Below are 23,855 nucleotides of genomic sequence, written 5' to 3' on the forward strand. Positions count from 1 at the left end.
CCATGACCGACCATCATAGCGACATCGATTCCGTCTCCGGCAAGTCCACGACCGGACATGAGTGGGACGGCATCAAGGAGCTCAACACGCCGCTGCCACGCTGGTGGGTGATCTGCTTCTACCTCACCATCGTCTGGGCGATCGGCTACTGGATCGTCTATCCGGCCTGGCCGCTGATCTCCAGCAACACCACGGGCATGTTCGGCTACTCCTCGCGGGCCGACGTCGCGGTCGAGCTTGCCAACCTCGAGAAGATCCGCGGTGACAAGATGGTGGCGCTGGGCGCGGCCTCGCTCGCCGACATCGAGAAGGACCCGGCCTTGCTGGCGCTCGCCCGCGCCAAGGGCAAAACCGTGTTCGGCGACAATTGCGCGCCCTGCCACGGCACTGGCGCCGCCGGCGCCAAGGGCTATCCGAACCTGAACGACGACGACTGGCTGTGGGGCGGCACGCTCGACCAGATCATGCAGACCATCCAGTTCGGCGCGCGCTCCGGTCATACCAAGACCCATGAGGGCCAGATGCTCGCCTTCGGCAAGGACGGCGTGCTGAAGCCCGACGAGATCGTCACGGTCGCCAATTACGTGCGGTCACTGTCGGGCCTTCCGACCCGCAACGGCTTCGATGCCGCCAAGGGCGAGAAGATCTTCGCGGAGAATTGTGTCGCCTGCCACGGCGACGGCGGCAAGGGCAACCAGGAGATGGGCGCACCGAACCTGACCGACAAGATCTGGCTCTACGGCTCCGACGAAGCGGCTCTGATCGAGACCATCAGCCAGGGACGTGCCGGCGTCATGCCGGCCTGGGAAGGGCGGCTCGATCCCGCCACCATCAAGGCGATGGCGGTCTACGTCCACTCGCTAGGCGGTGGAAAATAGCGGATCCGTGGCAAAAGGGTTCAGACGGGGGTGAACAAAAGTGCCCCCGTTTGAGCTGGATCAACTGACGCGGCGATGTCGGGTCTAGGTTTAATCGCACCTCTTCGAGAAGTTCCAAGCGATGAACAAGACCGTCAACCCGAACGAACTCAAGCCTGTGGACGACAACGGGCCGCTCTACGCAGCCCACAAGAAGGTCTATCCCCAGAGCGTCTCCGGCACGTTCCGCCGGATCAAATGGAGCCTGATGGCGATCTGCCTCGGCGTCTATTATTTCCTGCCGTTCGTGCGCTGGAACCGCGGCCTCGGCGCCCCCAGCCAGGCGGTGCTGATCGATCTTCCCAATAGCCGCTTCTACTTCTTCTTCATCGAGCTGTGGCCGCAGGAGGTCTACTACTTCACCGGCCTGCTGATCGTGGCCGCGGTGGCGTTGTTCCTGATGAACTCGGTCGGCGGCCGCATCTGGTGCGGCTATCTCTGTCCGCAGACGGTGTGGACCGACCTGTTCTATGCCGTCGAGCGTCTGATCGAAGGTGACCGGCGCGAGCGGATGAAGAAGGACAAATCGTCCGACCCGCTGAAGCTCGAGCGGATCTCCGAGATCGTGCTCAAGCATTCGATCTGGCTCATGATCGCCTGGTGGACCGGTGGCGCCTGGGTGCTCTACTTCAACGACGCACCGACCCTGGTGAAGGAGCTCGTCACCTTCCAGGGGCCGATGATCGCCTATATCTGGATCGGCATTCTCACGGCCTCGACCTATCTGCTCGCCGGCTACATGCGCGAGCAGGTCTGCACCTATATGTGCCCGTGGCCGCGCATCCAGGCCGCGCTCACCGACGAATGGGCGCTGAACGTCACCTACCGCTACGACCGCGGCGAGAAGCGTACCTCGGTCAAGAAGGCCGCCGAACTGCGCGCGCTCGGCGAGCAGGTTGGCGATTGCGTCGATTGCTACCAGTGCGTCGCGGTTTGCCCGACCGGAATCGACATTCGCAACGGACCTCAGATGGAATGCATCCAGTGCGGCCTTTGCATCGACGCCTGCGACAACGTGATGACGAAGATCGGCCGGCCGAAGCGCTTGATCGGCTACGACAACGACATCAACATCCATCGACGCCAAGAAGGCAAGGCGCCGATCTACCGGATCGTCCGGGCACGCACCATCGTCTACAGCGCGATCATCGCGGCGATCGGCGGCTTCATGGTCTATACGCTCGCGACCCGCAGCCTGCTCGACGTCAACGTGCTGCACGACCGCAATCCGGTCGCGGTCAAGCTCAGCGACGGCTCGATCCGCAACGCCTACACGGTGCGGCTGCTGAACAAGAGCGGCTACGACCGCGCCATCGCCATCGACGTGGAGGGGCCAGCCAATCCCACGATGCACGTCGTCGGCGTCGATTCGGTGACACCGGATCGGCCGATCATCGTGATCCCGCGCGACTCCACCAGCGAGCTGCGGTTGCTCGTCACCGCGCCGGCCGAAAACAATCCGGAGAAGTCGATTCCGGTCCGCTTCCACGTCATGGATATCGGACTGGGCGTCGCCGCGAGCGCCACCGACAATTTCGTCGCGCCGTAAATCCAGGAGACCGTCATGTCATCCAAGCCGCTGACCGGAACCAAGGTCTTCCTGATGCTGGTCGCCTTTTTCGGCCTCGTGATCGGCGTCAACGTCACGATGATGAAGCTGGCGATCGCGACGCTGCCCGGCACCGACGTCGACAGCCCCTATGCGGCCGGCTTGACCTACGACCGCGAGATCTCGGCGGCGCAGGACCAGGCCGCGCGCAAATGGAAGGTCAACGCCCATATCGAACGCCGCAACGACGGCGGCGCGGTGGTCCAGGTCGAGGCGCGCGATGCCGGCGGCCAGCCGATCTCCGGACTGAAATTCGGCGGGCGCCTGGAGCGGCCGACCGACAAGCGCGCCGATCTCGCCGTCGAGCTCACCGAGGCCGGCATCGGCCTCTATCGGGGCGATGCCGCGTCCGTCGCGCCGGGCCAGTGGGACCTGGTGATCGAGGGCGAGGCGCGGGGGACGCGCGTGTTCCTGTCGCGCAACCGCGTGATCCTGAACTGAAGGACTTCGACATGCACGTCACGCGGGATTTCTCGCACTACGTCCGGACCGCGGGCGAGGGCGTCCAGCACATCGATCTCGCGGTTGAAGGCGTTCACTGCGCCGGCTGCATGGCCAAGATCGAACGCGGCCTGTCCGCCATTCCCGACGTCACGTTGGCGCGCGTCAACCTCACCGACCGTCGCGTCGCGCTGGAATGGAAGGCGGGTACGCTCGACCCCGGCCGTTTCATCGATCGCCTCGAGGAGCTTGGCTACAAGGCCTATCCGTTCGAGACCGAAAGCGCTGAGGTGGCGGAGGTCGCAGAATCGCGCTTCCTGCTGCGCTGCCTCGGTGTCGCGGCCTTCGCCACCATGAACGTGATGATGCTGTCGATCCCGGTGTGGTCGGGCAACGTCTCGGACATGCTGCCCGAGCAGCGCGACTTCTTCCACTGGTTGTCGGCGCTGATCGCGTTGCCGGCGGCGGCCTATGCCGGCCAGCCGTTCTTCCGCTCGGCCTGGCGCGCGCTGTCGGCGAAGACGACCAACATGGACGTGCCGATCTCGATCGGCGTAATTTTGGCGCTCGGCATGTCCGTGGTCGAGACCATCCACCACGCCGAGCACGCCTATTTCGACGCAGCAATCATGCTGCTGACCTTCCTGCTTGTCGGCCGCTTCCTCGACCAGAACATGCGGCGGCGCACCCGCGCAGTCGCCGGCAATCTCGCCGCGCTGAAGGCGGAGACGGCGGCCAAGTTCGTCGGTCCCGACGAGATATCGCAGGTCCCGGTGGCCGCGATTAATCCCGGCGACATCGTGCTGCTCCGGCCCGGCGAGCGCTGCGCGGTCGACGGCACCGTGATCGAGGGCCGTTCGGAGATCGACCAGAGCCTGATCACCGGGGAGACGCTCTACGTCACGGCCGAGCAGGGCACGCCGGTCTATGCGGGCTCCATGAACATCTCCGGCACGCTGCGGGTGCGGGTTTCGGCCGCGTCCGAGGCGACGCTGCTCGCCGAGATCACGCGGCTGCTCGACAACGCGCTCCAGGCGCGCTCGCGCTATATGCGCCTCGCCGACCGCGCCTCGCGGCTGTATGCTCCGGTGGTCCATGCCACCGCGTTCATCACCATCCTCGGTTGGGTCATTGCCGGCGCGTCCTGGCATGATGCGATCGTGACGGGCGTCGCCGTGCTGATCATCACCTGTCCCTGCGCGCTGGGGCTTGCCATTCCGACCGTGCAGACCATCGCCTCCGGCGCAATGTTCAAGTCCGGTGTGCTGCTGAATTCCGGCGACGCGATCGAGCGGCTGGCCGAGGCCGACCATGTCATCTTCGACAAGACCGGCACGCTGACGCTGCCCGATCTCGAAGTGATGAATGCCGCCAACATCCCCGCCGACATCTTCGAGCTCGCCGGCCGGCTCGCGCTGTCGAGCCATCATCCGGTCGCCGCCGCCGTGGCGCAGGCCGCCGCCGCCAAATCGCCTGTTGTTGGTGCGATCGAAGAGGCCGGGCAGGGCGTCCGTGCGACCGTGGACGGCGTCGAGCTTCGCCTTGGCCGACCCTCCTTCTGCGGCGCGGAGGCGCTGGTTGGCAGCACCGTCGTCGATCCCGAAGCCTCCATCGTCGCGTTCAGCAAGGGCAGCGAGAGGTTCGTGCTCTCGGTCCGCCAGGGCCTGCGTCCGGACGCGCAGGCTGCGATCGCGGCGCTGAAGGCGCGCAATATCGGCATCGAGATTCTCTCCGGCGACCGCGAGCCGGCGGTGAAGGCCGCGGCTCATGCGCTCGAAATCCCCGAATGGCGCGCCGGCGTCACGCCGGCCGACAAGATCGCGCGGATCGAGGAACTGAAGCAGCGCGGCGCCAGGGTGCTGATGGTCGGCGACGGCATGAACGACGCGCCGTCGCTCGCGGCAGCCCATGTCTCGATGTCGCCGATCTCGGCCGCGCATCTGAGCCAGGCCACCGCCGATCTCGTCTTTCTCGGCCGGCCGCTGGCTCCGGTGGTCGCCGCCGTCGACGCCTCGCGCAAGGCGCTGCATTTGATGCGGCAGAACCTTTGGCTCGCCATCGGCTACAATGTCTTGGCCGTGCCGGTTGCGATCAGCGGCGTCGTGACGCCCCTGATTGCGGCGGCGGCCATGAGCGGATCGTCGATCCTGGTCATGCTGAACTCGCTGCGCGCCCGCAGCACCTCACGGGAGATCGTGTGATGGAGATCCTGGTCATCCTGGTCCCGCTGGCCTTGATGCTCGGCGGCGCCGGTCTCGTCGCCTTTCTCTGGTCGCTCCGGAGCGGCCAGTACGACGATCTCGACGGCGCCGCTTGGCGCGCCATCGCCGACGACGAGCCGCCGCAGGAAGCCCCAGTCAAGCGCTAGTGCTTCAAGTTCAGCGCGAGCAGGCCAGCGGCCGCAAGGGCTATGCCCACGCCGGTCACGCAAGCGTGCCAGCCGAAGGCATCGAACAGTCGGCCGAGAACGGCTGTGCCGACGAGCCCTCCACAGAAATAGCACGCAAGATAGGTGCCGCTGGCGACCCCACGGTTCTCGGTCGCCGTCTGCCCGACGAAGCCGGTGGCCGCCGCCTGTGCAAAGAAGGTTCCGATCGCGACGAGCACCATTCCGGTGAGCACTTCGGGCAGCCGCGCAGTCAGCATCAGCGGCAGGCCGATGCCGGCAACGGCGAGCGAGCCCCAGATCGTCGGGCGCGCTCCGATGCGTGAGGCGACCCGTCCCGCCAGCAAGGTCGTGACGACCGAGGGCAGGAACACCAGATAGACAAGGCCAAGATCCATCATGCCGAGCGACAGCGGCGGTCGGACCAGAACGAAATTAACGAAGGTGAAGGTGCCGATGAAGGCGAACAGAATGCAGAAGCCAATACCATAGGCCGCGCGCAATCGCGGATTGCGCCAATGCGCGACCGTGGCTTTGAGCGGCGAAGCAGCCGGCATCATCGCATGCATCGGCTGCACGCGTCGAATCGTGAAATAGACCAGCACCGCGCCGGCCAGATTGAGCGCTGCGAACAGATAGAAATTCCAGGCAAGGCCCAGGCCGTCTGCAACGGCGGCCGAGATCACCCGGCCGACGAGATTGCTCGCGACATTGCCGGTGATGTAGGCGGCAAAGGCGCCGCCGGCGTCCATCGCGCTGCATTGCTCGCCGAGATAGGCGAGGGTGAGCGCGAAGGCGGAGGCCATGCACAGACCCTGTGCGACGCGCAGGACGGTGAACACGGCGAGATTTGGCGCGATCGCCAGCAGGCTGGTGGGGAGCGCGAGCAGCATCAAGCTGAGAAAAATGCCGGTCCGGCGGTCGACATGCGGGCTGAGAAAGCCAACCACGAGGCTGGCTGTGGCCATGCCGAACGTGCTGGCGTTGACGGCAAAGCCCATTGCTGCGGGCGTGACGCCGTAATGGCGCGTCAGCGAGGGCAGGATCGCCTGTGTGCGAAGAGATCGACGACGGTCAGGAACGCGGTGAGGCCGATCACGAGCGAGCGTAGCGCCAGACCCGGCGAGTGCGCCTCCATCGTCATCGCGGCCGGCTTGATTGGTGCGGAAAGATCGGTCATGGCCTGATTGTCCTGTGAGGATGTGGCGCCCGGCATGGGGATCGCGGGCGCCACATCCATAACGGGTGCGCTGGGGCTGGAATGCGCTCGTTACATGTGGTGATCGTTGGGATCCTTGCGGACGTCGCCGACATAGAGAACGACGGTCTCCTTGCCGAGGTTCTTCCACCAATGCGAGGTGCCGTAGACCTCGGGGCGGATGTCGCCGGCCTTGTGCACGATCGGGTCGACGCAGTTGGAGGCGTATTCGACGATTTCGCCCTGCTGCACGAAGATGAGAGCGGGGCGATCGTCATGGCTGTGCCAGGGCACGATGCCACCGGGCTCGATGGTGAGCTTGCGGAAGCGCAGCTCGCGGCCCTCGATATGCGCCGGCTGCTTGCCGAGATCGATCGCCCCGAGCGTGACGTCGGTAACGCCGACGGGTTTGTGATCGACCATCTGCTGGGCGTTCGGCTTGATCTTACCGGCCGGGCACTCGCCGGCAACGACCGGCTGCGCCGAGAGTGCGAGCGCGCTGACGATGGCAAGGCCCGGCCAGATCAGACGCGATAGAGCGTAGCTCTTGAACATGGGGAGGTCTCCTGTGTTGGCCGCAACCCCGCTGGTCGCCGGCGATGACGGGAGCTTCATCGAGATCGCGTCGATCCTGAAATGCCGGCTTGCTCTCGATGCGATAGCGGTGCGCTATGTTGATGCGCGGCGGCTATCGATCCGATTGGGCAACGGCATTTCCGCTTTCGCGGCATTCGGCGTCCGATGGCACGGCGCCCGATTGGCGGGCGTACACGTCAATCCGCAGGAGCCCCAATGCCGAAATTGTCCAAGACCCTGATCGCCACCGCCGCGTTTGCGGTCATCGCCACCTCGGCCTTCTCGGAGGCCGCCTGGGACTTCAAGGCCGGCATGGCCTATGTCTATGGCGGCCCCGGCAAGATGTCGGCGATGGCCATGGCTCCGGCCGAGAAGAACCACGAGGCGATGATGAAGAACGCCAAGAAGGTGCCCGACAACACCGTCTTCTTCATGAGCAACGGATCGCTGTACTCCACCTCGGGACGGCTCGATCCGACCGGCAATTTCTACGTGAACTGAACCGGCCCGGCATCGCGGCCGCCCCCTTGCGGGCGGCCGAACCGGGAAACTAAGATTGGCCGAATGCCGGAGCAGAAGATGACATCTCTCTCGCCAGCCGATGCCGAACAGCTCAGGCTTGCTTTCCAGCGCTGCCGCGACATGGACGGCACGCTGAACGAACAGCTCCGCGCCTATGCCGATGCCAGCCGTGCGGTCTTTCCGGCCTATGGCGAGGCCGTTGATCGCCTGGTGGCGAGATTGGGCGGGAACGGCGGTGGCGAGACCGCGCCTCACCCGGGCGATGCGATGCCGGCGTTCATGCTGCCGGACGAGGCCGGGCGTCTCGTTACGCTGCCTTCGCTGCTGCAGCGCGGTCCGCTCGCCGTGATGTTCTTCCGCGGCCATTGGTGTCCCTATTGCCGGCTCAATGTCCGTGCCGTGGTCCAGGCGCTCAATCGCATCGAGGCCATGGGTGCGCAGATCGTTGCGGTCATGCCGGAGACGCAGGAATTTACCCGCCAGCTCAAGGCTGAATCCGGCGCGCCGTTTCCGGTCCTGACCGATCTCGACAACGGCTATGCGCTGTCGCTCAATCTCGCGATCTGGCTCGGTGCCGAGATCCAGCGCCTGTTGTCCTATCAGGACATGGCGAAATTCCACGGCAATGACGGCTGGATGCTGCCGATCCCGGCCGTGTTCGTGGTCGGCCGCGACGGCATCGTGAGAGCGCGCTTCGTCGATCCCGATTTCCGCAAGCGCATGGAGATCGACGATCTGCTCGCCGCGCTGGAGAGCGCGGGCAGGGAGAACTAGGTTCTCACCTTCTCCCCTTATCAAAGACCGTTCTCGCTACCCCGCGATCTCGCGCCAGTCGGCACCGCGCAGCATGCGCATCACGGCGTTCGCGACCGCCGTGCGCTGCCGGCCGGCCACGCCGTAAAGGCTGACGGTGCGGCGGGCGTCCAGGCCGGCGACGGCGGCACGCGTCAGCTTCTCCGGCAAAGGCGAGGTGTGCGGCACCATGGCGACGCCGATGTCGGCCTCGACCAGCTCGATCAGGTCGCGCTCGCTCCAAACCTCGTGGCCTTGCTCGATGCCGTGCTCGCGCAGGCTCGCGGAGATGCGGCGCGCGTGCTCGCAGAACGTCCGGTCCAACAGTTGCTCCGAGCGCAAATCGTCCAGTTCGATGCTGCTGCGGCCGGCCAGCCGATGTCTGTCGCCAACCACGAGCTCGAAGCTCTCGGTGAACAGCGGCCAGGCGTCGAGCCGTTCCCAGGCCTCGTCGATCTCGGCGGCGATGCCGAGCTCGGCTTCACCTTTCTTCAGGAATTCACCGACCTCGCGGCTCGTCCCGCGCAGGAAGCGGAATTCGAGCTGGTTGAATTGCCGCCTGATCTCGTTGAGATGCGGAATGAGCAGCGCGAGGTCGATCGAATGCGTCAAGGCGACGCGCAACGCGCCGACCTCTCCGCTTTTGAACGAGGAGGCGAGCGAGCGCGCGCCGGCGGCAGCGTCAAAACACTGCTTCAGGAGCGGATGCATGCGCTGGCCGAGCTCGGTCAGTTGCGCGGCCGGTCGTTCTCGGCGGAACAGATCGCCGCCAAGCTCGGCCTCGAGCTGCTTGATCGCGCGCGTCAGCGAGGGCTGCGTCACGTTGCACTCTTCGGCGGCGCGCGTAAAATTGAGTAGCTGCGCCACCGCGAGGAAATAGCGGACCTGGTGCATCTCCATGGATCGGCTCCCAGCAAGATCGACCTCAAATCTAGCCGATCGGAACCAGAAATGACATCCCGCGCGCGATAGCGCGGGCGTATGGACTCGGAAGCCAACTGGCATTTCAAAAGGTCCCGCGATCTCTTAAAACGATCGCGCAACAATGCCGCCGCGTCCGACGAAAATTTGGCCGGTGCAGGCTCACCAGGAGCGAACCATGAACGGCATGAAGGGCAAAGGTGCGGATATTCCAGGTCAGGTCGTGCTGGTGCTTCAGGGCGGTGGTGCGCTTGGTTCCTATCAGGCGGGCGTCTACCAGGCGCTGCACGAGGCCGGCATAGAGCCGGACTGGGTCATCGGCACCTCGATCGGCGCCATCAATGCGAGCCTGATTGCCGGCAACGTGCCGGAGCAACGGCTGGCGCGCCTGAAGGAATTCTGGAAGCGGATGGAGCAGACCCCGGTCTGGACCCTGGGCGGCGCCTTTCCCGACTTCAACGAGCGGCTCGCTTATTGGTCGACTGTCACCGGCGGCATTCGCGGCTTCTTCCGGCCCAATCCACTGGCGCATGCGGGCGATTCCTATCCGCTCGGTGCCGACAACGCGGGCTATTATTCGACCGCGCCGCTGGAGAAGACTCTGAGCGAGCTGGTCGATTTCGATCTCGCCAATCGCTGCGCGCCGCGCCTGACGGTCGGTGCGGCTCACGTCGGCACCAGTGAAATGCGCTATTTCGACAGCCGCAACGGTGAACTGACGGTGAAGCATGTGATGGCGTCCGGCGCGCTGCCGCCGGCTTTCCCGGCGGTGCGCATCGACGGCGAGCTCTATTGGGACGGCGGCATCCTGTCGAACACGCCGACGGAAGCGGTGTTCGACGACAATCCGCGCAGGGATTCGCTGATCTTCTCCGTGCATTTGTGGAATCCCGTCGGGGCCGAGCCGAACACGATCGCGGAGGTGCTGAACCGGCACAAGGACGTGCAATATTCCAGCCGCATTTCGAGCCAGATTGCGCGCCAGCAGCAGGCCCATCGCCTGCGCCATGTCATCAACCAGCTCGCGGCACGGCTTCCAGAGAGCGAGCGCAGCGATCCTGCGGTGAGAGAGTTGATGAGCTATGGCTGTCCAACCCGCATGCATGTGGTACGGCTGCTGGCGCCGCAGCTCGAGCGCGAGACCCATACCAAGGATATCGACTTCAGCCCGTCGGGGATCACACGGCGCTGGCACGCCGGTTATGCTCACACGCGATCGGTCCTGGCGCGCAAGCCTTGGATCGGCGAATTCGATCCGCTCGCCGGCGTGGTGCTGCACGAGCATATGGAGGAGATGCCGATTGCGGCGGAGTGAGGGATTCGTTCGTGATTGTCTTTCGCAGTGACGATTTCCCGACGGCGCGGTCTGGGCTATTGTTGCCGCGTCTTCGTGGCGAGGCTCGCAATTGGTCGCTGAGAAAGATCTCGAGGTAACGCTCGATCAGGTCCGCGCCAACGCGGCGGGACCGGTGGCGGGCGTGTTCGGCCCTGATACGCTGACCTGGCAGATCGACCGCGAGGCTGTCATCTTTCTCGGTGCCGGCCGCGCGTTGTTGCTTCAGCTGGCCCATCCCTGGGTCGCCGCCGCCATCGCCGAGCATTCGAAAACTCTGGCCGATCCGATCGGCCGCTTCCATCGCACCTTCGACATCGTCTTTGCCATGGTGTTCGGCTCGCTCGACCGTGCCTTGCGCTCGTCCCGGCAGCTGCATCGGCGGCACAGCATGATCGTCGGAGAGATGCCCGAGACGGTCGGCCCTTTCGCGGCGGGTTCGCGCTATTGTGCCAACGACATTCCGTCGCTGCGTTGGGTTCACGCGACGCTGGTCGAGACGGCGTTGATGGCGCACGATCTGGTTCTTCCGCCATTCTCGGCGGAGGAGCGCGAGCGCTACTGGACCGAGAGTCGGACGTTCGGTGCATTGTTCGGATTGACGGCGGATGACCTGCCCGCGGACTGGTCGGGCTTTACGGCCTACACTGCGGCGATGGCGCAGTCGGACACGCTGACCGTTAGCCCGGCGGCGCGCGAGATCGCCGCGCAAATCTTCAGCGGCGCGCGTCCGTGGTTGCGGCCGCCGCGATGGTATCGCGCGCTGACGGCGAGCCTGCTGTCGGAACGCTTGCGCGCCGGCTTCGGGTTTGAGCTCGGCGAGCGAGAGGTCAGATCGGCCGACAACGCGCTGCGATGGATCCGGCGCATCTATCCGACATTGCCGGACCGGCTGCGCTATGTCGGCCCCTACCAGGAAGCGCAGGCGCGCTTGCGGGGCGAGCCGCACCCGGACTGGATGACGCGCTGCCTCAACAGGGCCTGGATCGGCCGGCCGCAGATGGACGCGCGCGGGAAGGGGTGACGTGCTCCGCTCTTAATCCCGTCATCCTGAGGTGCTCATGGCGCGATGCAAATGCATCGCGCCATGAGCCTCGAAGGATGCTCGGCCCCGCAGCTGCAGCCGGGCCGTCGCCCTTCGAGGGCCGCTGAAGAAGCGGCCACCTCAGGGTGACGGTGATGGATGAGTGCGCTCGCAATGACGGAGAAGGAGGAAGCGGCTCGTCTCACACCGACGCTAGCTTCCGATACAGCGCGTTGTAGCTGCCGGCCGAAGTGCTCCAGGAGAAGGACCGTCCCATGGCGCTGCGGCGCATGGTGTCGAGCTGGTCTTGCGCCATGAAAGCCGAGAAGGCGCGGCGGACGCCGCCAAGGAAGGACTCGCGCGAGGGCCTTGAGAACAGGAAGCCGGTCTCACCGTCGGTGATGGTTTCGGCAAGGCCGCCGGTCTGGTGCCCGATCGGCAGCGAGCCGAAGCGCTGGGCGTACATCTGGCTGAGCCCGCACGGCTCGAAGCGCGACGGCATCAGGGTGAAATCGCTGCCGGCAAAGATGCGACGGGCCTGGGCATCGTTGAAGCCGATTACCACCCCGATGGCGTCGGGGCGGCGGCGATGCGCGTCGATCAAGGCCTGCTCCAGCGCCGGCTCGCCGGAGCCGGTGACCACGATCTGCCCGCCGGCATCGACGATCTCGTCGGCCGCCGACAGCACGAGGTCGATGCCCTTCTGATGCACGAGGCGCGCGACGATGCCGAACATCGGGCCGCGCGACACCGCAAGCCCGAACTGCTTGCGGACGTAATCCGCGTTGGCCCTCTTGCCGACCCAGTCGCCGGCGCCGAACTGCTGGGCGAGCTGGGCGCAGGAGCGCGGGTCCCAGCTCTCGTCGATGCCATTGAGGATGCCGGTGAGCTCGGACGCGTCCGAGCGAAGTCGGAGCAGGCCCTCCAGGCCGCAGCCGAATTCGGCCGTTGTGATCTCGCGTGCATAGGTGCCGCTGACGGTGGTGAGGTGCGAGGCGTAGACGAGGCCCGCCTTGAGGAAGGACAGCTGGTCGTAGAACTCGACACCATCGATGTGGAAAGAGCTCTCCGGTGCGCCGATCCGCCGCAGCGAGTCCTTCGGGAAGAGGCCCTGGTAGGCGAGGTTGTGAATGGTCAGGATCGACGGCAGCTTGGCGCCGCGCCAGGCGAGATAGGCCGGCACGAGCGAGGCCTGCCAGTCATTGGCATGGATCAGGTCAGCTGCCCAATTCTTGTCCAGCTTGCCCATGGCGAGCTCAGCGGCGGCAGAGGCAAAGCGCGCGAAGCGGATGTCGTTGTCCGGCCAGTCGCGCCCGGACTCGTCGCCATAGGGGTTGCCGGGCCGGTCGTAGAGTTGCGAGCACAGCAGCACGTAGACCGGCAGCCCGTCCTTGGTCGCGGCCCGTCCGAGCGAGCAGGCCGGCATCTCCGCGAAGGCCGGGCAGCGGCCAACGATCTGAATATGCGTGAGTTGCTCGATGATGTCGCGATAGCCGGGCAGCATGATCCGGATATCGGCGAAGGAGCGAAGGGCGCGTGGCAGGGCAGCGGACACGGCTCCAAGGCCGCCGACGCGGATGAAGTCGTCCATCTCCGTGGTGACGAACAAGACCCTCAAGAACAGCTGCCCTCTGTCGATCCCGTTTGCTGCTATGCAAGAACGGGTCCAGTTGTCCTGAAATTCTCAAAGCCCGCCCACGCGGCGCGTCTGTTCGGTAAACACTTTCCTACTCAGCCGCCGCCCTCTAGGGTCGCCGCATCAACAACAGAGAACTTCGAGAGTTCCTAGGAGACCCAAGGACGTGAGCAGGCATGCAGCTAGCAGATAAGCATGATGGGACGACGACAAAGGCCTTCGCGGGCCTCAGGGTCCTGGATTTTTCGACCACCATTGCCGGTCCTCACTGCGCGCGGATGCTTGCCGACATGGGTGCCGAGGTCATCAAGATCGAGACCGACGGCGGGGAGACGATGCGGACCCGGCCGCCGCTGCGCAAGGGGTGCAGCACCGCGTTTGGGCAGCTCAATGTCGGCAAGAAGAGCGTGGTGCTCGACCTCAAGTCCGAGGACGGCAAGGAGGCGGTGCGCCGGCTGGCCGCGACATCGGACATCCTGGTGGAGAATTTCCGCCCCGGCGTGATGCACCGGCTGCGCCTCGACTACGACAGCATGCGTCAGGTCAACCCGAAGCTGATCTATTGCTCGATCTCGGGCTATGGCCAGACCGGCCCCTCGGCCGAGCTGCCGGCCTATGCTCCGGTGATCCATGCGGCCTCCGGCTACGACATGGCGCATCTGGCCTACCAGCCCGGTCGTCATCGCCCCGACTATTGCGGCATCTATCACGCCGACGTGGTCACCGGCACCTACGGCTTCGGCGCGATCGCGTCCGCGCTCTATCAGCGCACCGTGACCGGCCTTGGCCAGCACATCGACGTGTCCATGCTGGAATCGATGCTGTCGCTGACGCTGACCGAATTGCAGAGCGCGCAATTCGCCGTGAAGCCGCCGCCGCGCCCGATGTTCGGCCCGACCGAGACGGCAAGCGGCTATGTCATGATCACGGTGGCCAGCGAGAAGACGTTCCAAGCCCTGATGCAGGTGATCAGCCGCCCCAAATGGATCTCCGATCCGCGCTTTGCGACCTATGCCGCGCGCCGCGATAATTGGGCGGAGGTGATCGACGGCGTCGAAGCCTGGTCGCGGCAGCTCACGACCGAGGCTTGTCTCGCAGCCCTCGGCGCGGCCGGCGTGCCGGCCTCGGCCTATCGCACCGTGTCCGAGGCGCTGGCCGATCCGCAGCTCGCGCACCGGCGGGCGCTCTCCGAGGTGCGGGACGAGGGTGGCTCTTTCCAGGTGCTGAACCTGCCGTTCCGGATGTCGGGTGCCGATACTACGCCGGCCAAGACGATGGCCGTGCTCGGCGAGCATACGGATGCGCTGCGCGAGGAGATCAGGCTCGCCAGTGACGCGTCAATTCCGACAGGCAAAACTGCCGCGACAGGCTGAGCACCATTACGCCGCACGTGCCGCGTGTGATCTGTCGGGTGTTCCTCTTGCCGTGGCGAGCATTTGTCGCCAATCTCCTCCCAGTCATTCAACGATCCGAAATATCGGACGAGGGATCCCGGGAGGAACAATGACGAAGATTGCTGCGGCGGCGCGCAAGCACGCGCCGATTTTCCTTGCTGCGGCATTTGCCCTGGCGACTCCGGCTGCGGCGCAGAAGCCAGGCGGCAGCATCACCGTCGGTCAGGAACTCGACATTCCCGGCTTCGACCCGCTCAAGGTTGGCGTTTACGACACGTCGACCAACACCGCTGCCGCCGCGATCTTCGACACGCTGACAACGCTCGATGACAAGGGCGAGCCGGCACCGAAGCTCGCGGTGTCCTGGACCCATTCCGAGGATTACAAGACCTGGACCTTCAAGCTGCGCGAGGGCGTGAAATTCCATGACGGCACGCCGTTCAATGCGCAGGCCTTCAAGGAGAATTTTGACCGGCAGAAAGACCCCGCCAACAAGTGCCGCTGCGCCTTCTACATCACCAACATCAAGGAGGTGCTGGCGCCGGACGAACACACCGTTGTCTTCAATCTGACCGATCCCTCCGTGAACCTGCCGGCAACGATCACCATTCAGAGCCAAAACAATGTCGTGCATTCGCCGACGGCCTGGAAGACCAGGGGCGACGACTACAACCGCAACCCCGTCGGCACCGGTCCCTACATCCTGAAATCATGGACCGCCGGCGACCGCATGGTGCTGGAGAAGAATCCCAATTACTGGGACAAGGGCCGGCCCTATCTGGACCGCATTGTCCTGAAGCCGTTGCCCGATGCGCAGTCGCGCTTCGCCTCGCTGCAATCGGGCGAGGCCGACATCATCTGGGACGACGAGAACGACGCCGACAACATCATGAAGGCGCAGAAGGACTCCAAGCTCACCGTTCACACCTACAAGGGCTCGGGTGCGCAGGTCTACGCCTTCAACACCAAGGTGGCGCCATTCGACGACGTTCGTGTGCGACAGGCGCTGGTGATGGCGATCGATCGCCCGAAGATGTCACAGGCGATTACCAATGGCCTCAGCCGGCCCGCGAGCAATCCTTACGGTGACGGCTCCTGGGTCAAGTGCAAGGACGACGGCGCGCTGCCATTTGACGTCGAGAAGGCCAAGGCGCTGATCAAGGATTACGGCAAGCCGGTCGAGTTCAAGACGCTGGTGACCGCGACGCCCCGGGGCCGCATGGTCGGACAGGTGCTCCAGCAGTTCTGGAAGCGCGTCGGCGCCAACATGGAGATCGAGCAGGTCGACCAGGCCACCATTCCCTCGCGTGCTTTCACCCGCCAGTTCCAGATGACGCCGTGGCGCATCGTCGATCTCGCCGATCCAGATCCGCAAATGTACGCGAATTTCCGCACCGGCAGCCCGCTGGCGCTCGCCGGGTATTCGAACCCCGAGCTCGACAAGCTGCTGGACCACGCGCGCGTCACCGCCGATGTCGGCCAGCGCACCGAGGATTACTGCGCCATCGGCCGCCTGATCAACAAGGAGGCGATCTGGTTCTGGACCTTCCAGAACACCTATTACGCGCTGTCGAGCGCCAAGCTGAAGGGCTTCCCGAAGATCTACAACGGCGTGATCGACGTTTCGACGACCTGGCTGGAATGACGGCGCGATGCTGAACTTCGTCGTTCGGCGACTGCTTGCCATGCTGCCGGTGCTGCTCGCGGTCTCGCTGCTGACTTTTCTGATCGCCTCGCTGCTGCCGGGCGATCTCGCTCTCGTCATCCTCGGCGATCAGGCAACGCCGGAGAACGTGGCGGCGCTGCGCCGCGACATGGGGCTCGACCAGCCGCTGTGGTGGCGTTATCTGAGCTGGCTCGGCCACGTCCTGCAAGGCGATCTCGGTCGCTCGTTCCGCACCGGGCAGACGGTGTTGCAGGCGGTCGCCGAGCGCATTCCGGTCTCGCTCGAGCTGATGCTGATGGCCGAGTTCATCGGCCTCTTGATCGGCGTTCCCGTCGCGATCGCCTGTGCCGCGCGGGCCGGCGGCGCGTTCGACCGCTTCATGACGGGCAGCGCGTTCGCGATGCTGTCGATGCCGTCTTTCCTGATGGCGATCCTGCTGATCTATCTGTTTGCGGTCGAGCTGCATTGGCTGCCGGCGACCGGCTATGTGCCGTTCACCGAGGAGCCGCTGAGCAATCTGCGCTTCTTCGTGCTGCCGGCGCTGACGCTGGCGCTGGCGGAATGGCCTGGCATCATGCGGGTGCTGCGCTCCGACATGATCGCGACCCTGCAGGAGGACTATATCGCGCTCGCCAAGGCAAAAGGCCTCAAGCCGGCGCGTATCCTGTTCGTGCATGCGCTGAAGCCGTCGTCGCTGACTCTGGTGACGGTCACCGGCATCAATATCGGCCGCCTGCTCGGCGGCACGCTGATCGTGGAATCGATCTTTGCGCTGCCCGGCATCGGCCGGCTGCTGGTCGGGGCGATCTACACCCGCGACCTCGTCATTCTCCAGGGGGTGGTGCTGCTGGTCGCCTGCGGCTTTGTCATCGTGAACTTTATCGTCGACATGCTCTACGCCGTGCTCGACCCCAGGATCCGCCATGGCCACGCTTGAGCTGTCGATGCAGGACGAGGCGGTGCCCGTGCCGGTTGGCCGCAAGCGCAAGCTCGGCCTCCTGTTCTGGATCGCGAGCACCTGGCTCGCGATCATCCTTGCCCTCGCGATCCTCGCGCCGGTGCTGCCGCTGCAAAATCCCGTCGACATGGACATGCTGGAGCGACGTGCGGCGTTCTCCAGCGAGCACTGGCTCGGCACCGACGGGCTCGGCCGCGACGAACTCGCCCGCCTGATTTTTGGCGCGCGGGCCTCGCTGACGGTCGGGTTGATCGCACCGATGATCGGCCTCACCATCGGCGGCGCGTTTGGCCTCCTTGCCGGCTATTTCCGCGGCCGGTTCGAGACAATCGTGGTCGGCAGCATGGACGTGCTGCTCGCCTTTCCGCCGCTTATCTTCGCGCTCGCGGTGACCGCCTATCTCGGCCAATCGGTCCCCAACCTCACCCTGATCCTCGGCGTGCTCGGCATTCCCGCCTTCATGCGTGTGGCGCGGGCCGCGACGCTGACGCTGGCGCGGCGGGAATTCGTGATCGCGGCCGAGGCGTTAGGTGCCAGCCATGCGCGCATCCTGCTGCGCGAGCTGTTGCCGAACGTGATCCTGCCGCTGCTGGCCTTCTTCCTGCTCGGCGTTGCCGTCACCATCGTCGTCGAGGGTGCGCTGTCCTTCCTCGGTCTTGGGGTGCCGCCGCCGATGGCGAGCTGGGGCAGCATGATCGGCGAGGGGCGGGACAGCCTGGACGTCGCGCCGCGGCTAGCGTTCCTGCCGGCGGCCGGATTGTTCCTCACCGTGCTGGCCTTCAATCTGGTCGGCGACACCTTGCGGGCGTTGACCGACCCGCGTCAGGGGGCGCTGTGAGCGCCCCGCTGCTGACCATCGCGGACGTCGCAGTCGAGCTGCCGACGCCGCGCGGCAATTTGCGCGCCGTGGATCATGTCGACCTGTCGCTGCAGGCGGGCCGCACCCTGGGCATCGTCGGCGAGTCCGGCTGCGGCAAGACCATGCTGTCGCGTGCGGTGCTTCAGCTCTTGCCGAAGAAGGCCAAGCTCACGGGACGAGTGATGTTCGACGGCCAGGATCTGGTGCGGCTCGCGCCTGAAAGCCTGCGGCGCCTGCGCGGGCGCGACCTTGCAGTCGTGTTCCAGGATCCCATGACCTCGCTCAACCCAGTGCTGACCATCGGCACGCAGCTGATGGAGACGATCCAGGAGCATCTCGAGCTCGATGCCTCCGCGGCACGGAAGCGCAGCATCGAGCTGCTGGCGGCTGTTGGTATTCCGGCGCCGGAGCAGCGGCTCACGCAATATCCGCATCAATGTTCCGGCGGCATGCGCCAGCGTATCGCAATCGCGATCGCGCTGTCCTGCGAGCCGAAGTTGCTGATCGCGGACGAGCCGACGACCGCGCTCGACGTGACCATCCAGGCGCAGATCCTCGATCTGCTCGCACGCGAGCAGCGCCGTCGCCACATGGCCATGATCATCATCACCCACGATCTCGGCGTGGTCGCGGGCCGCGCCGACGAGGTCGCGGTGATGTATGCGGGCAGGGTGGTGGAGCGCGCGCCGACGCAAGCCTTGTTCAAGCGCATGCACATGCCCTACACCGAGGCGCTGCTGGCGGCGATCCCGAAGCTGGAGGCCGCGCCGCATACGCCGCTGCCCGCGATCTCCGGCCGTCCGCCCGATCCGACACGGCCGCTCCGTGGCTGCTCCTTCGCGCCGCGCTGCCGCTATGCCGCTAGCTGCTGCCATGAGGCCAAGCCCGACCTGAAGAGCGCCGAGATGCCTGATCATCTCTATGCCTGCTTCCACCCGATCCAGATGGTGGAGGGCGTTGGCGCATGATGCAGCTTGCCGTGCGCGCCGAGCCGCTGCTGAACGTCGACAGTCTCGTCGTCGAGTATGGTCTCGGCAACAGGACGGTTCACGCCGTCTCGGGTGTCAGCCTCCAGGTCGCGCGCGGGGAGACGCTGGGGCTGGTCGGCGAGTCCGGCTGCGGCAAGTCGACGCTGGGACGCGCCGTGCTGCAATTGCGCCGCGCCAGGTCCGGCCGGGTGCTGTTCGACGGCGAGGACCTCACCGCGATGGAGGGCGAGGCGCTGCGCAAGATGCGCCGCCGCGTGCAGCTTATTTTCCAGGATCCGATCGCCTCGCTCAATCCGCGCCGTCGCATCGGCGACATCGTGGCCGAGCCGCTGATCATCGCCGGCGTCAAGGACGGTGCAGAGCGCAAGCGTAGGGTTCACGAGGTGCTCAGCGCGGTTGGGCTCGATCCCGACATCGTGGCGGGCCGCCTGCCGCACGAATTCTCCGGTGGGCAGTGCCAGCGCATCTGTATCGCGCGGTCGCTCGTCCTCAATCCGGAATTCATTGTCTGCGACGAACCGGTCTCGGCGCTGGACGTCTCCATCCGCGCGCAGATCCTCAATTTGCTGGAGGAGATGAAGGCGCGCTTCGGCCTGACGCTGCTGTTCATCGCGCATGATCTCGCGGTGGTCAAAGCGGTCAGCGACCGCGTCGCGGTGATGTATCTCGGCCGGCTCTGCGAGGTCGGTCCGTCCGAGCAATTGTTCGCAAAGCCTGTGCATCCCTACACGAACTTGTTGTTGCAGGCGATCCCGGTGCCTGATCCGGATGTGCGTCCCGCCGAGAGTGTGGCGGCGGGTGAGCCGCCATCGCCGATTGCGCCGCCGTCGGGCTGCCGCTTCCGCACCCGCTGCCCGCGGGCCGATCAGCGATGCAGCGCGGAGATACCGGAGTTGCGCGAAGTCGGGCCCGGCCAGTTCGCGGCTTGCCATCATCCGCTGACCTGAACTAAGACCGGTTTGTCTCGCCTCGCCGGCCATGGCATGGTGGCGCGACAACGACAAGCATGCCGGGAGAACGCCGATGAAGAGTTTCAAGGTCGCCGACTTCAAGGCGCCGCTGAAGGAGTTCGACGAGGCGACGCCGCAGCCCTCGGGCACGCAGGTGCTGATCAAGGTGAAGGCCGCTGGCGTCTGCCACAGCGACCTCCACATCTGGGAAGGCGGCTACGATCTCGGCCATGGCCGCAAGCCGCTGTCGCTGAAGGATCGCGGCATCAACCTGCCGCTGACCATGGGTCACGAGACGGTCGGCGAAATCCTGGCCTTTGGCCCTGACGTGAAACCGACCGACCAGGGCGATCTCAAGCTCGGCGATGTCGGGCTGGTCTATCCCTGGATCGGCTGCGGCAAGTGCGCGACGTGCCTCGCTGGTGACGAGAACATGTGCCTGACGCCGCGCTCGCTCGGCGTCTATTGCGACGGCGGCTATTCCGATCACATGCTGGTGCCGCATCCGCGCTATCTGCTCAATCTGAAAGGCCTCGATCCCGCGTCGGCCGCGCCCTACGCCTGCTCGGGCGTCACCACCTACAGTGCGCTCAAAAAGGTCGAGCAGCATTTCGACACGCCGATCGTGATGTTCGGCGCCGGCGGTCTCGGCTTGATGGCGCTGTCGCTGCTCAAGGCGATGGGCGGCAAGGGCGCGATCATGGTCGATATCGACGCCAGGAAACGCGAGGCGGCGGAAAAGGCCGGCGCGCTCGCCACCGTCGACCCGAAGGCGCCGGATGCGCTGGAGCAACTCGCCAAGAAAGCGGGCGGGCCGATCCGCGCCGTGATCGACCTCGTCGGCAATGCCGCGACGACGCAGCTTGGCTTCGACTGCCTGACCAAGGGCGGCAAGCTCGTGATCGTCGGCCTGTTCGGCGGCGGCGCGACCTGGGCGCTGCCGCTGATTCCGATCAAGGCGGTGACGATCCAGGGCAGCTATGTCGGAAACTTGCGCGAGACGCAGGAATTGCTCGACCTTGTCCGCACCAAGAAGGTGCCGCCGATCCCGGTGACGACAGCGCCGCTCGCCAAGGCCAACGACGCGCTGCTGCAATTGCAGCAGGGCGCGGTGGTCGGGCGCACGGTGCTGACCCCGTAGTGTATTCGTCGTTCCGGGGCGATGCGGAGCATCGAACCCGGAACCTCGAGATTCCGGGTTCGGTCCTGCGGACCGCCCCGGAATGACGCCTGAAAATACAGGAACCCCAATGTCCGCAAACAACGCCTTCCACATTGCCGTGCTCGCCGGTGACGGCATCGGTCCCGAAGTCATGGCGCCGGCCATCGAGGTGCTGCGCAAGATCGAGCAGAAATCGGATTTGCGCTTCCGCTTTACCGAGGCACCGGCCGGCGCCAACAACTATCTCGCCACCGGAAAATCGATGCCTGATACGACGATCAAGCTGTGCGAGGAGGCGGATGCGATCCTGCTCGGGGCCTGCGGACTGCCGTCGGTGCGCTACCCCGACAATACCGAGATCGCGCCGCAGATCGAGCTGCGCTTCATCTTCGATCTCTATGCGGGCGTGCGACCCGCGCGCCTGATCCCGGGCGTGCCGAGCCCGATCGTCGGCGCCGATGCGCGCGGCATCGATCTCGTCGTGATCCGGGAATCGACCGAAGGCCTGTTCGCCTCGATGGGCAAGGGCGTCGTCACCCATGAGGACGCGCGCGAGACCATGGTGATCACGCGCAGGACCTCAGAGCGCCTGTTCGAGTTCTCGTTTCGCCTGGCCGAGCGGCGTAAGGCGCGCGGCAAGCCGGGGTTGCTCACCTGCGTCGACAAGGCCAACGTGTTCAAGGCGTTTGCGTTCTTCCGCGGCATTTTCGACGAGATCGAAAAGAAGCATCCCACCGTGAAGACCGACCGGCTCTATGTCGATGCCTGCTCGGCGATGTTGGTGAAACGCCCCTGGGATTTCGACGTGATGGTGATGGAGAACATGTTCGGCGACATCGTCTCCGACATCACCGCGAGCCTGATCGGCGGCCTCGGCATGGCGCCGTCGGCCGACATCGGCGACAAATACGCCGTGTTCCAGCCCTGCCACGGCACCGCGCCTGACATCATGGGGCAGGGCAAGGCCAATCCCACCGGCATGATCCTGTCGGCGGCGATGATGCTGGACTGGCTCGCCGACAAGCACGGCGTCGAGAGCGCGGCGGAAGCCGGCGAGACGATCGAACGTGCGGTGGATCAGGTCTATGCCGGCGGCATCAAGCCGATGGAGTTCGGCGGCAGCAACGGCACCGCGGATATCACGAAAGCGGTGTTGGCGGCGCTCTGAGAAGCAGTCGAGCCGCGGCGCCGGTTCATCTCAAAAGAAGAGGGCCTCGCGGCCCCTTTGTCGTTCACCAGCGGCGCCAATGGTGGTGGCGATGGCCCCAGCCCCACGGGCGCGGGCCGTAGAAGCGTCGTGGGCCGCCGTAATAGCCGTAGGCGCCGTAATAGTTCGGCCGCCAGAAGCAGCGGCCCCAGGGGTTACACACCCAGCGCACCTGATCGACGTCAGCGACCGGACCGCTTGCAATCTTGTCCGCCTGCGGGATGCCATTCGGCATTGCCGCGAGCGCCCCGCCCGACGCGAGCGCCACACCGCCGATGGTGGCCAGAGCAAGAACAGCAAATTTCAGTGTCATCGCGATCTCCCTCGTTGTGGCGGGAGAACTTTCGCCAGATCAACTGGTTGCTACCGCGCTGAGCTGCAAGAGGAATTTAATCTTCGTGAACGTCGGTTCAGCTTCAACGTCCCTGGAACTGCGGCTTGCGCTTCTCCATGAAGGCCTGCCGGCCCTCGCGGAAATCCCGGGAATCCATGCAGGCATTGCCGATCGCCTTGATCGCGTCCATGTCGCGCTGGCTCTCATCCTTCAGCACTTGTGCGATGGTGATCTTGGCGGCCTTGATCGCGAGCGGGGCGTTCTGCGAGATCGTCTCGGCAATCGTCATGGTCTCGCCCCAGAGCTCGTCGACCGGGAACACGCGTTCGACGAGGCCGATGCGCAGCGCTTCATCCGAATCGATACGCATGCCCGTGTACATCAGAAGCCGAGCCCAGGACGGGCCGACCAGCGACACCAGGTGCCGCAGACCGTCATAGCCATAGGCGATGCCGAGCTTGGCGGCGGGAATGCCGAACTGGCTGCCATGCGCGGCGATGCGGATGTCGGCGAGCATCGCGACCTGCATGCCGCCGCCGAGGCAAAAACCCTCGATGCAGGCGATCGTCGGCTTGGGATAGTCGGCGAGCAGTGCGCGCTGGGCGGCGCTACGCCTGGCATATTCCTCGGACGCTGCCGCGTTATGGCGGGTTTTCTCGAACTGGCTGATGTCGGCGCCGGAGACGAAGGCCTTGCCGCCGGCTCCGCGCAGGATCACGACGCGCACCGTCTCGTCGTCGCGCAGGCTGGTCAAGGCCTCGCCAAATCCCTCCCACATCTCCAGCGACATCGCGTTGCGCTTGTCGGGATTATTGAAGGTGATCACGCCGATGCCGCTGGTCGTATGCCGGAGGATCTTGCCGTCGGCGTAGGGCACTTCGGTCGTGCTGAAGATGTCGGGCATCGCTTGCTCGCTGGTCATGTGCGAGGGGCAATGTGCTGCGCTGGCGCTTCCGGGGTCAACCGCGGCAGGGTGGGCGA

General features: G+C 65.4%; 22 protein-coding genes and 1 pseudogene. 17 read left to right on the forward strand and 6 right to left on the reverse strand.

Annotated elements, in window-relative coordinates:
* Positions 1–2: 2 nt before the first annotated feature.
* The 5 genes from ccoP (at position 3) to ccoS (ending at position 5,335) form a co-directional block, all read left to right on the forward strand.
* Positions 3–878, forward strand: a complete 876-nt coding sequence (gene ccoP / locus AABA84_RS29880) for a cytochrome-c oxidase, cbb3-type subunit III (protein ID WP_212247870.1) — start codon at positions 3–5, stop codon at positions 876–878.
* Between the two features lie 121 nt (positions 879–999).
* Positions 1,000–2,466 (forward strand): cytochrome c oxidase accessory protein CcoG, encoded by a 1,467-nt coding sequence (gene ccoG, locus AABA84_RS29885; protein ID WP_212247872.1) that lies wholly within the window; start codon positions 1,000–1,002, stop codon positions 2,464–2,466.
* A gap of 15 nt (positions 2,467–2,481) precedes the next feature.
* Entirely contained in the window at positions 2,482–2,967 is a 486-nt protein-coding gene (locus AABA84_RS29890) for a FixH family protein (protein WP_338309157.1), read from the forward strand.
* Positions 2,968–2,978: 11 nt separating this feature from the next.
* Positions 2,979–5,168: a cation-translocating P-type ATPase gene (locus AABA84_RS29895; RefSeq protein WP_338313931.1), complete on the forward strand. Its 2,190-nt coding sequence runs from the start codon at positions 2,979–2,981 to the stop codon at positions 5,166–5,168.
* Positions 5,168–5,335, forward strand: a complete 168-nt coding sequence (gene ccoS / locus AABA84_RS29900) for a cbb3-type cytochrome oxidase assembly protein CcoS (RefSeq protein WP_008138466.1) — start codon at positions 5,168–5,170, stop codon at positions 5,333–5,335. Before AABA84_RS29895 ends, ccoS begins: the two co-directional genes overlap by 1 nt.
* Here ccoS and AABA84_RS29905 read toward each other — a convergent pair.
* Together AABA84_RS29905 and AABA84_RS29910 are read right to left on the reverse strand one after the other, a co-directional pair.
* Positions 5,332–6,533 (reverse strand): annotated as a pseudogene (locus AABA84_RS29905) (MFS transporter). The gene ccoS and the pseudogene AABA84_RS29905 overlap by 4 nt on opposite strands.
* 90 nt (positions 6,534–6,623) lie before the next feature.
* The gene (locus AABA84_RS29910) at positions 6,624–7,106 is read right to left on the reverse strand and encodes a cupin domain-containing protein (protein ID WP_338313932.1); all 483 of its coding nucleotides are present in this window, start codon (positions 7,104–7,106) and stop codon (positions 6,624–6,626) included.
* A 237-nt stretch (positions 7,107–7,343) separates the two neighbouring features.
* Here AABA84_RS29910 and AABA84_RS29915 point away from each other — a divergent pair, with 237 nt between their 5' ends.
* Both AABA84_RS29915 and AABA84_RS29920 read left to right on the forward strand, forming a co-directional pair.
* Positions 7,344–7,628 (forward strand): hypothetical protein, encoded by a 285-nt coding sequence (locus AABA84_RS29915; protein ID WP_038946988.1) that lies wholly within the window; start codon positions 7,344–7,346, stop codon positions 7,626–7,628.
* A 78-nt stretch (positions 7,629–7,706) separates the two neighbouring features.
* The gene (locus AABA84_RS29920) at positions 7,707–8,423 is read left to right on the forward strand and encodes a peroxiredoxin-like family protein (RefSeq protein WP_338313933.1); all 717 of its coding nucleotides are present in this window, start codon (positions 7,707–7,709) and stop codon (positions 8,421–8,423) included.
* A 36-nt stretch (positions 8,424–8,459) separates the two neighbouring features.
* Here the strand turns inward: AABA84_RS29920 and AABA84_RS29925 are convergent, their stop codons facing one another.
* On the reverse strand, positions 8,460–9,341 hold the full coding sequence (locus AABA84_RS29925) for a LysR family transcriptional regulator (protein ID WP_212247889.1): 882 nt from the start codon (positions 9,339–9,341) through the stop codon (positions 8,460–8,462).
* A gap of 199 nt (positions 9,342–9,540) precedes the next feature.
* On the opposite strand from AABA84_RS29925, the gene AABA84_RS29930 reads away from it, so the two are divergent.
* Together AABA84_RS29930 and AABA84_RS29935 are read left to right on the forward strand one after the other, a co-directional pair.
* Complete coding sequence (locus AABA84_RS29930; protein WP_338313934.1) at positions 9,541–10,677, forward strand: patatin-like phospholipase family protein; 1,137 nt, start codon at positions 9,541–9,543, stop codon at positions 10,675–10,677.
* Between the two features lie 91 nt (positions 10,678–10,768).
* Positions 10,769–11,719, forward strand: coding sequence for an oxygenase MpaB family protein (locus tag AABA84_RS29935; protein WP_338313935.1), 951 nt, complete (start codon positions 10,769–10,771; stop codon positions 11,717–11,719).
* Between the two features lie 202 nt (positions 11,720–11,921).
* Here AABA84_RS29935 and glgA read toward each other — a convergent pair whose 3' ends face one another.
* A complete protein-coding gene (gene glgA / locus AABA84_RS29940) occupies positions 11,922–13,337 on the reverse strand; it encodes a glycogen synthase GlgA (RefSeq protein WP_338313936.1) in 1,416 nt (471 codons plus the stop codon).
* Between the two features lie 194 nt (positions 13,338–13,531).
* On the opposite strand from glgA, the gene AABA84_RS29945 reads away from it, so the two are divergent.
* The 8 genes from AABA84_RS29945 (at position 13,532) to AABA84_RS29980 (ending at position 22,501) form a co-directional block, all read left to right on the forward strand.
* Positions 13,532–14,728 carry a CaiB/BaiF CoA transferase family protein gene (locus AABA84_RS29945; RefSeq protein WP_338309154.1) on the forward strand — a complete coding sequence of 399 codons (1,197 nt, stop codon included), beginning with the start codon at positions 13,532–13,534 and terminating at the stop codon, positions 14,726–14,728.
* A 130-nt stretch (positions 14,729–14,858) separates the two neighbouring features.
* The gene (locus tag AABA84_RS29950) at positions 14,859–16,394 is read left to right on the forward strand and encodes an ABC transporter substrate-binding protein (protein ID WP_212247899.1); all 1,536 of its coding nucleotides are present in this window, start codon (positions 14,859–14,861) and stop codon (positions 16,392–16,394) included.
* A 7-nt stretch (positions 16,395–16,401) separates the two neighbouring features.
* Positions 16,402–17,352, forward strand: coding sequence for an ABC transporter permease (locus AABA84_RS29955; RefSeq protein WP_212247901.1), 951 nt, complete (start codon positions 16,402–16,404; stop codon positions 17,350–17,352).
* Positions 17,339–18,211 (forward strand): ABC transporter permease, encoded by an 873-nt coding sequence (locus AABA84_RS29960; RefSeq protein WP_212247903.1) that lies wholly within the window; start codon positions 17,339–17,341, stop codon positions 18,209–18,211. The genes AABA84_RS29955 and AABA84_RS29960 overlap by 14 nt, the downstream gene beginning before the upstream one ends.
* On the forward strand, positions 18,208–19,200 hold the full coding sequence (locus AABA84_RS29965; RefSeq protein ID WP_338313937.1) for an ABC transporter ATP-binding protein: 993 nt from the start codon (positions 18,208–18,210) through the stop codon (positions 19,198–19,200). The genes AABA84_RS29960 and AABA84_RS29965 overlap by 4 nt, the downstream gene beginning before the upstream one ends.
* Positions 19,197–20,168 (forward strand): ABC transporter ATP-binding protein, encoded by a 972-nt coding sequence (locus AABA84_RS29970; protein ID WP_212247909.1) that lies wholly within the window; start codon positions 19,197–19,199, stop codon positions 20,166–20,168. Before AABA84_RS29965 ends, AABA84_RS29970 begins: the two co-directional genes overlap by 4 nt.
* Positions 20,169–20,244: 76 nt before the next feature.
* A complete protein-coding gene (locus tag AABA84_RS29975; protein ID WP_338313938.1) occupies positions 20,245–21,312 on the forward strand; it encodes an alcohol dehydrogenase in 1,068 nt (355 codons plus the stop codon).
* A gap of 109 nt (positions 21,313–21,421) precedes the next feature.
* On the forward strand, positions 21,422–22,501 hold the full coding sequence (locus AABA84_RS29980) for an isocitrate/isopropylmalate dehydrogenase family protein (RefSeq protein WP_338313939.1): 1,080 nt from the start codon (positions 21,422–21,424) through the stop codon (positions 22,499–22,501).
* A gap of 64 nt (positions 22,502–22,565) precedes the next feature.
* On the opposite strand, the gene AABA84_RS29985 is transcribed toward AABA84_RS29980, so the two are convergent.
* Both AABA84_RS29985 and AABA84_RS29990 read right to left on the reverse strand, forming a co-directional pair.
* Positions 22,566–22,853: a hypothetical protein gene (locus AABA84_RS29985; RefSeq protein WP_212247921.1), complete on the reverse strand. Its 288-nt coding sequence runs from the start codon at positions 22,851–22,853 to the stop codon at positions 22,566–22,568.
* Between the two features lie 103 nt (positions 22,854–22,956).
* Positions 22,957–23,778 carry an enoyl-CoA hydratase gene (locus AABA84_RS29990; RefSeq protein WP_338313940.1) on the reverse strand — a complete coding sequence of 274 codons (822 nt, stop codon included), beginning with the start codon at positions 23,776–23,778 and terminating at the stop codon, positions 22,957–22,959.
* Positions 23,779–23,855: the final 77 nt, after the last annotated feature.

The organism is Bradyrhizobium sp. TM239, assembly GCF_036247985.1.
Lineage (GTDB): Bacteria > Pseudomonadota > Alphaproteobacteria > Rhizobiales > Xanthobacteraceae > Bradyrhizobium > Bradyrhizobium ottawaense.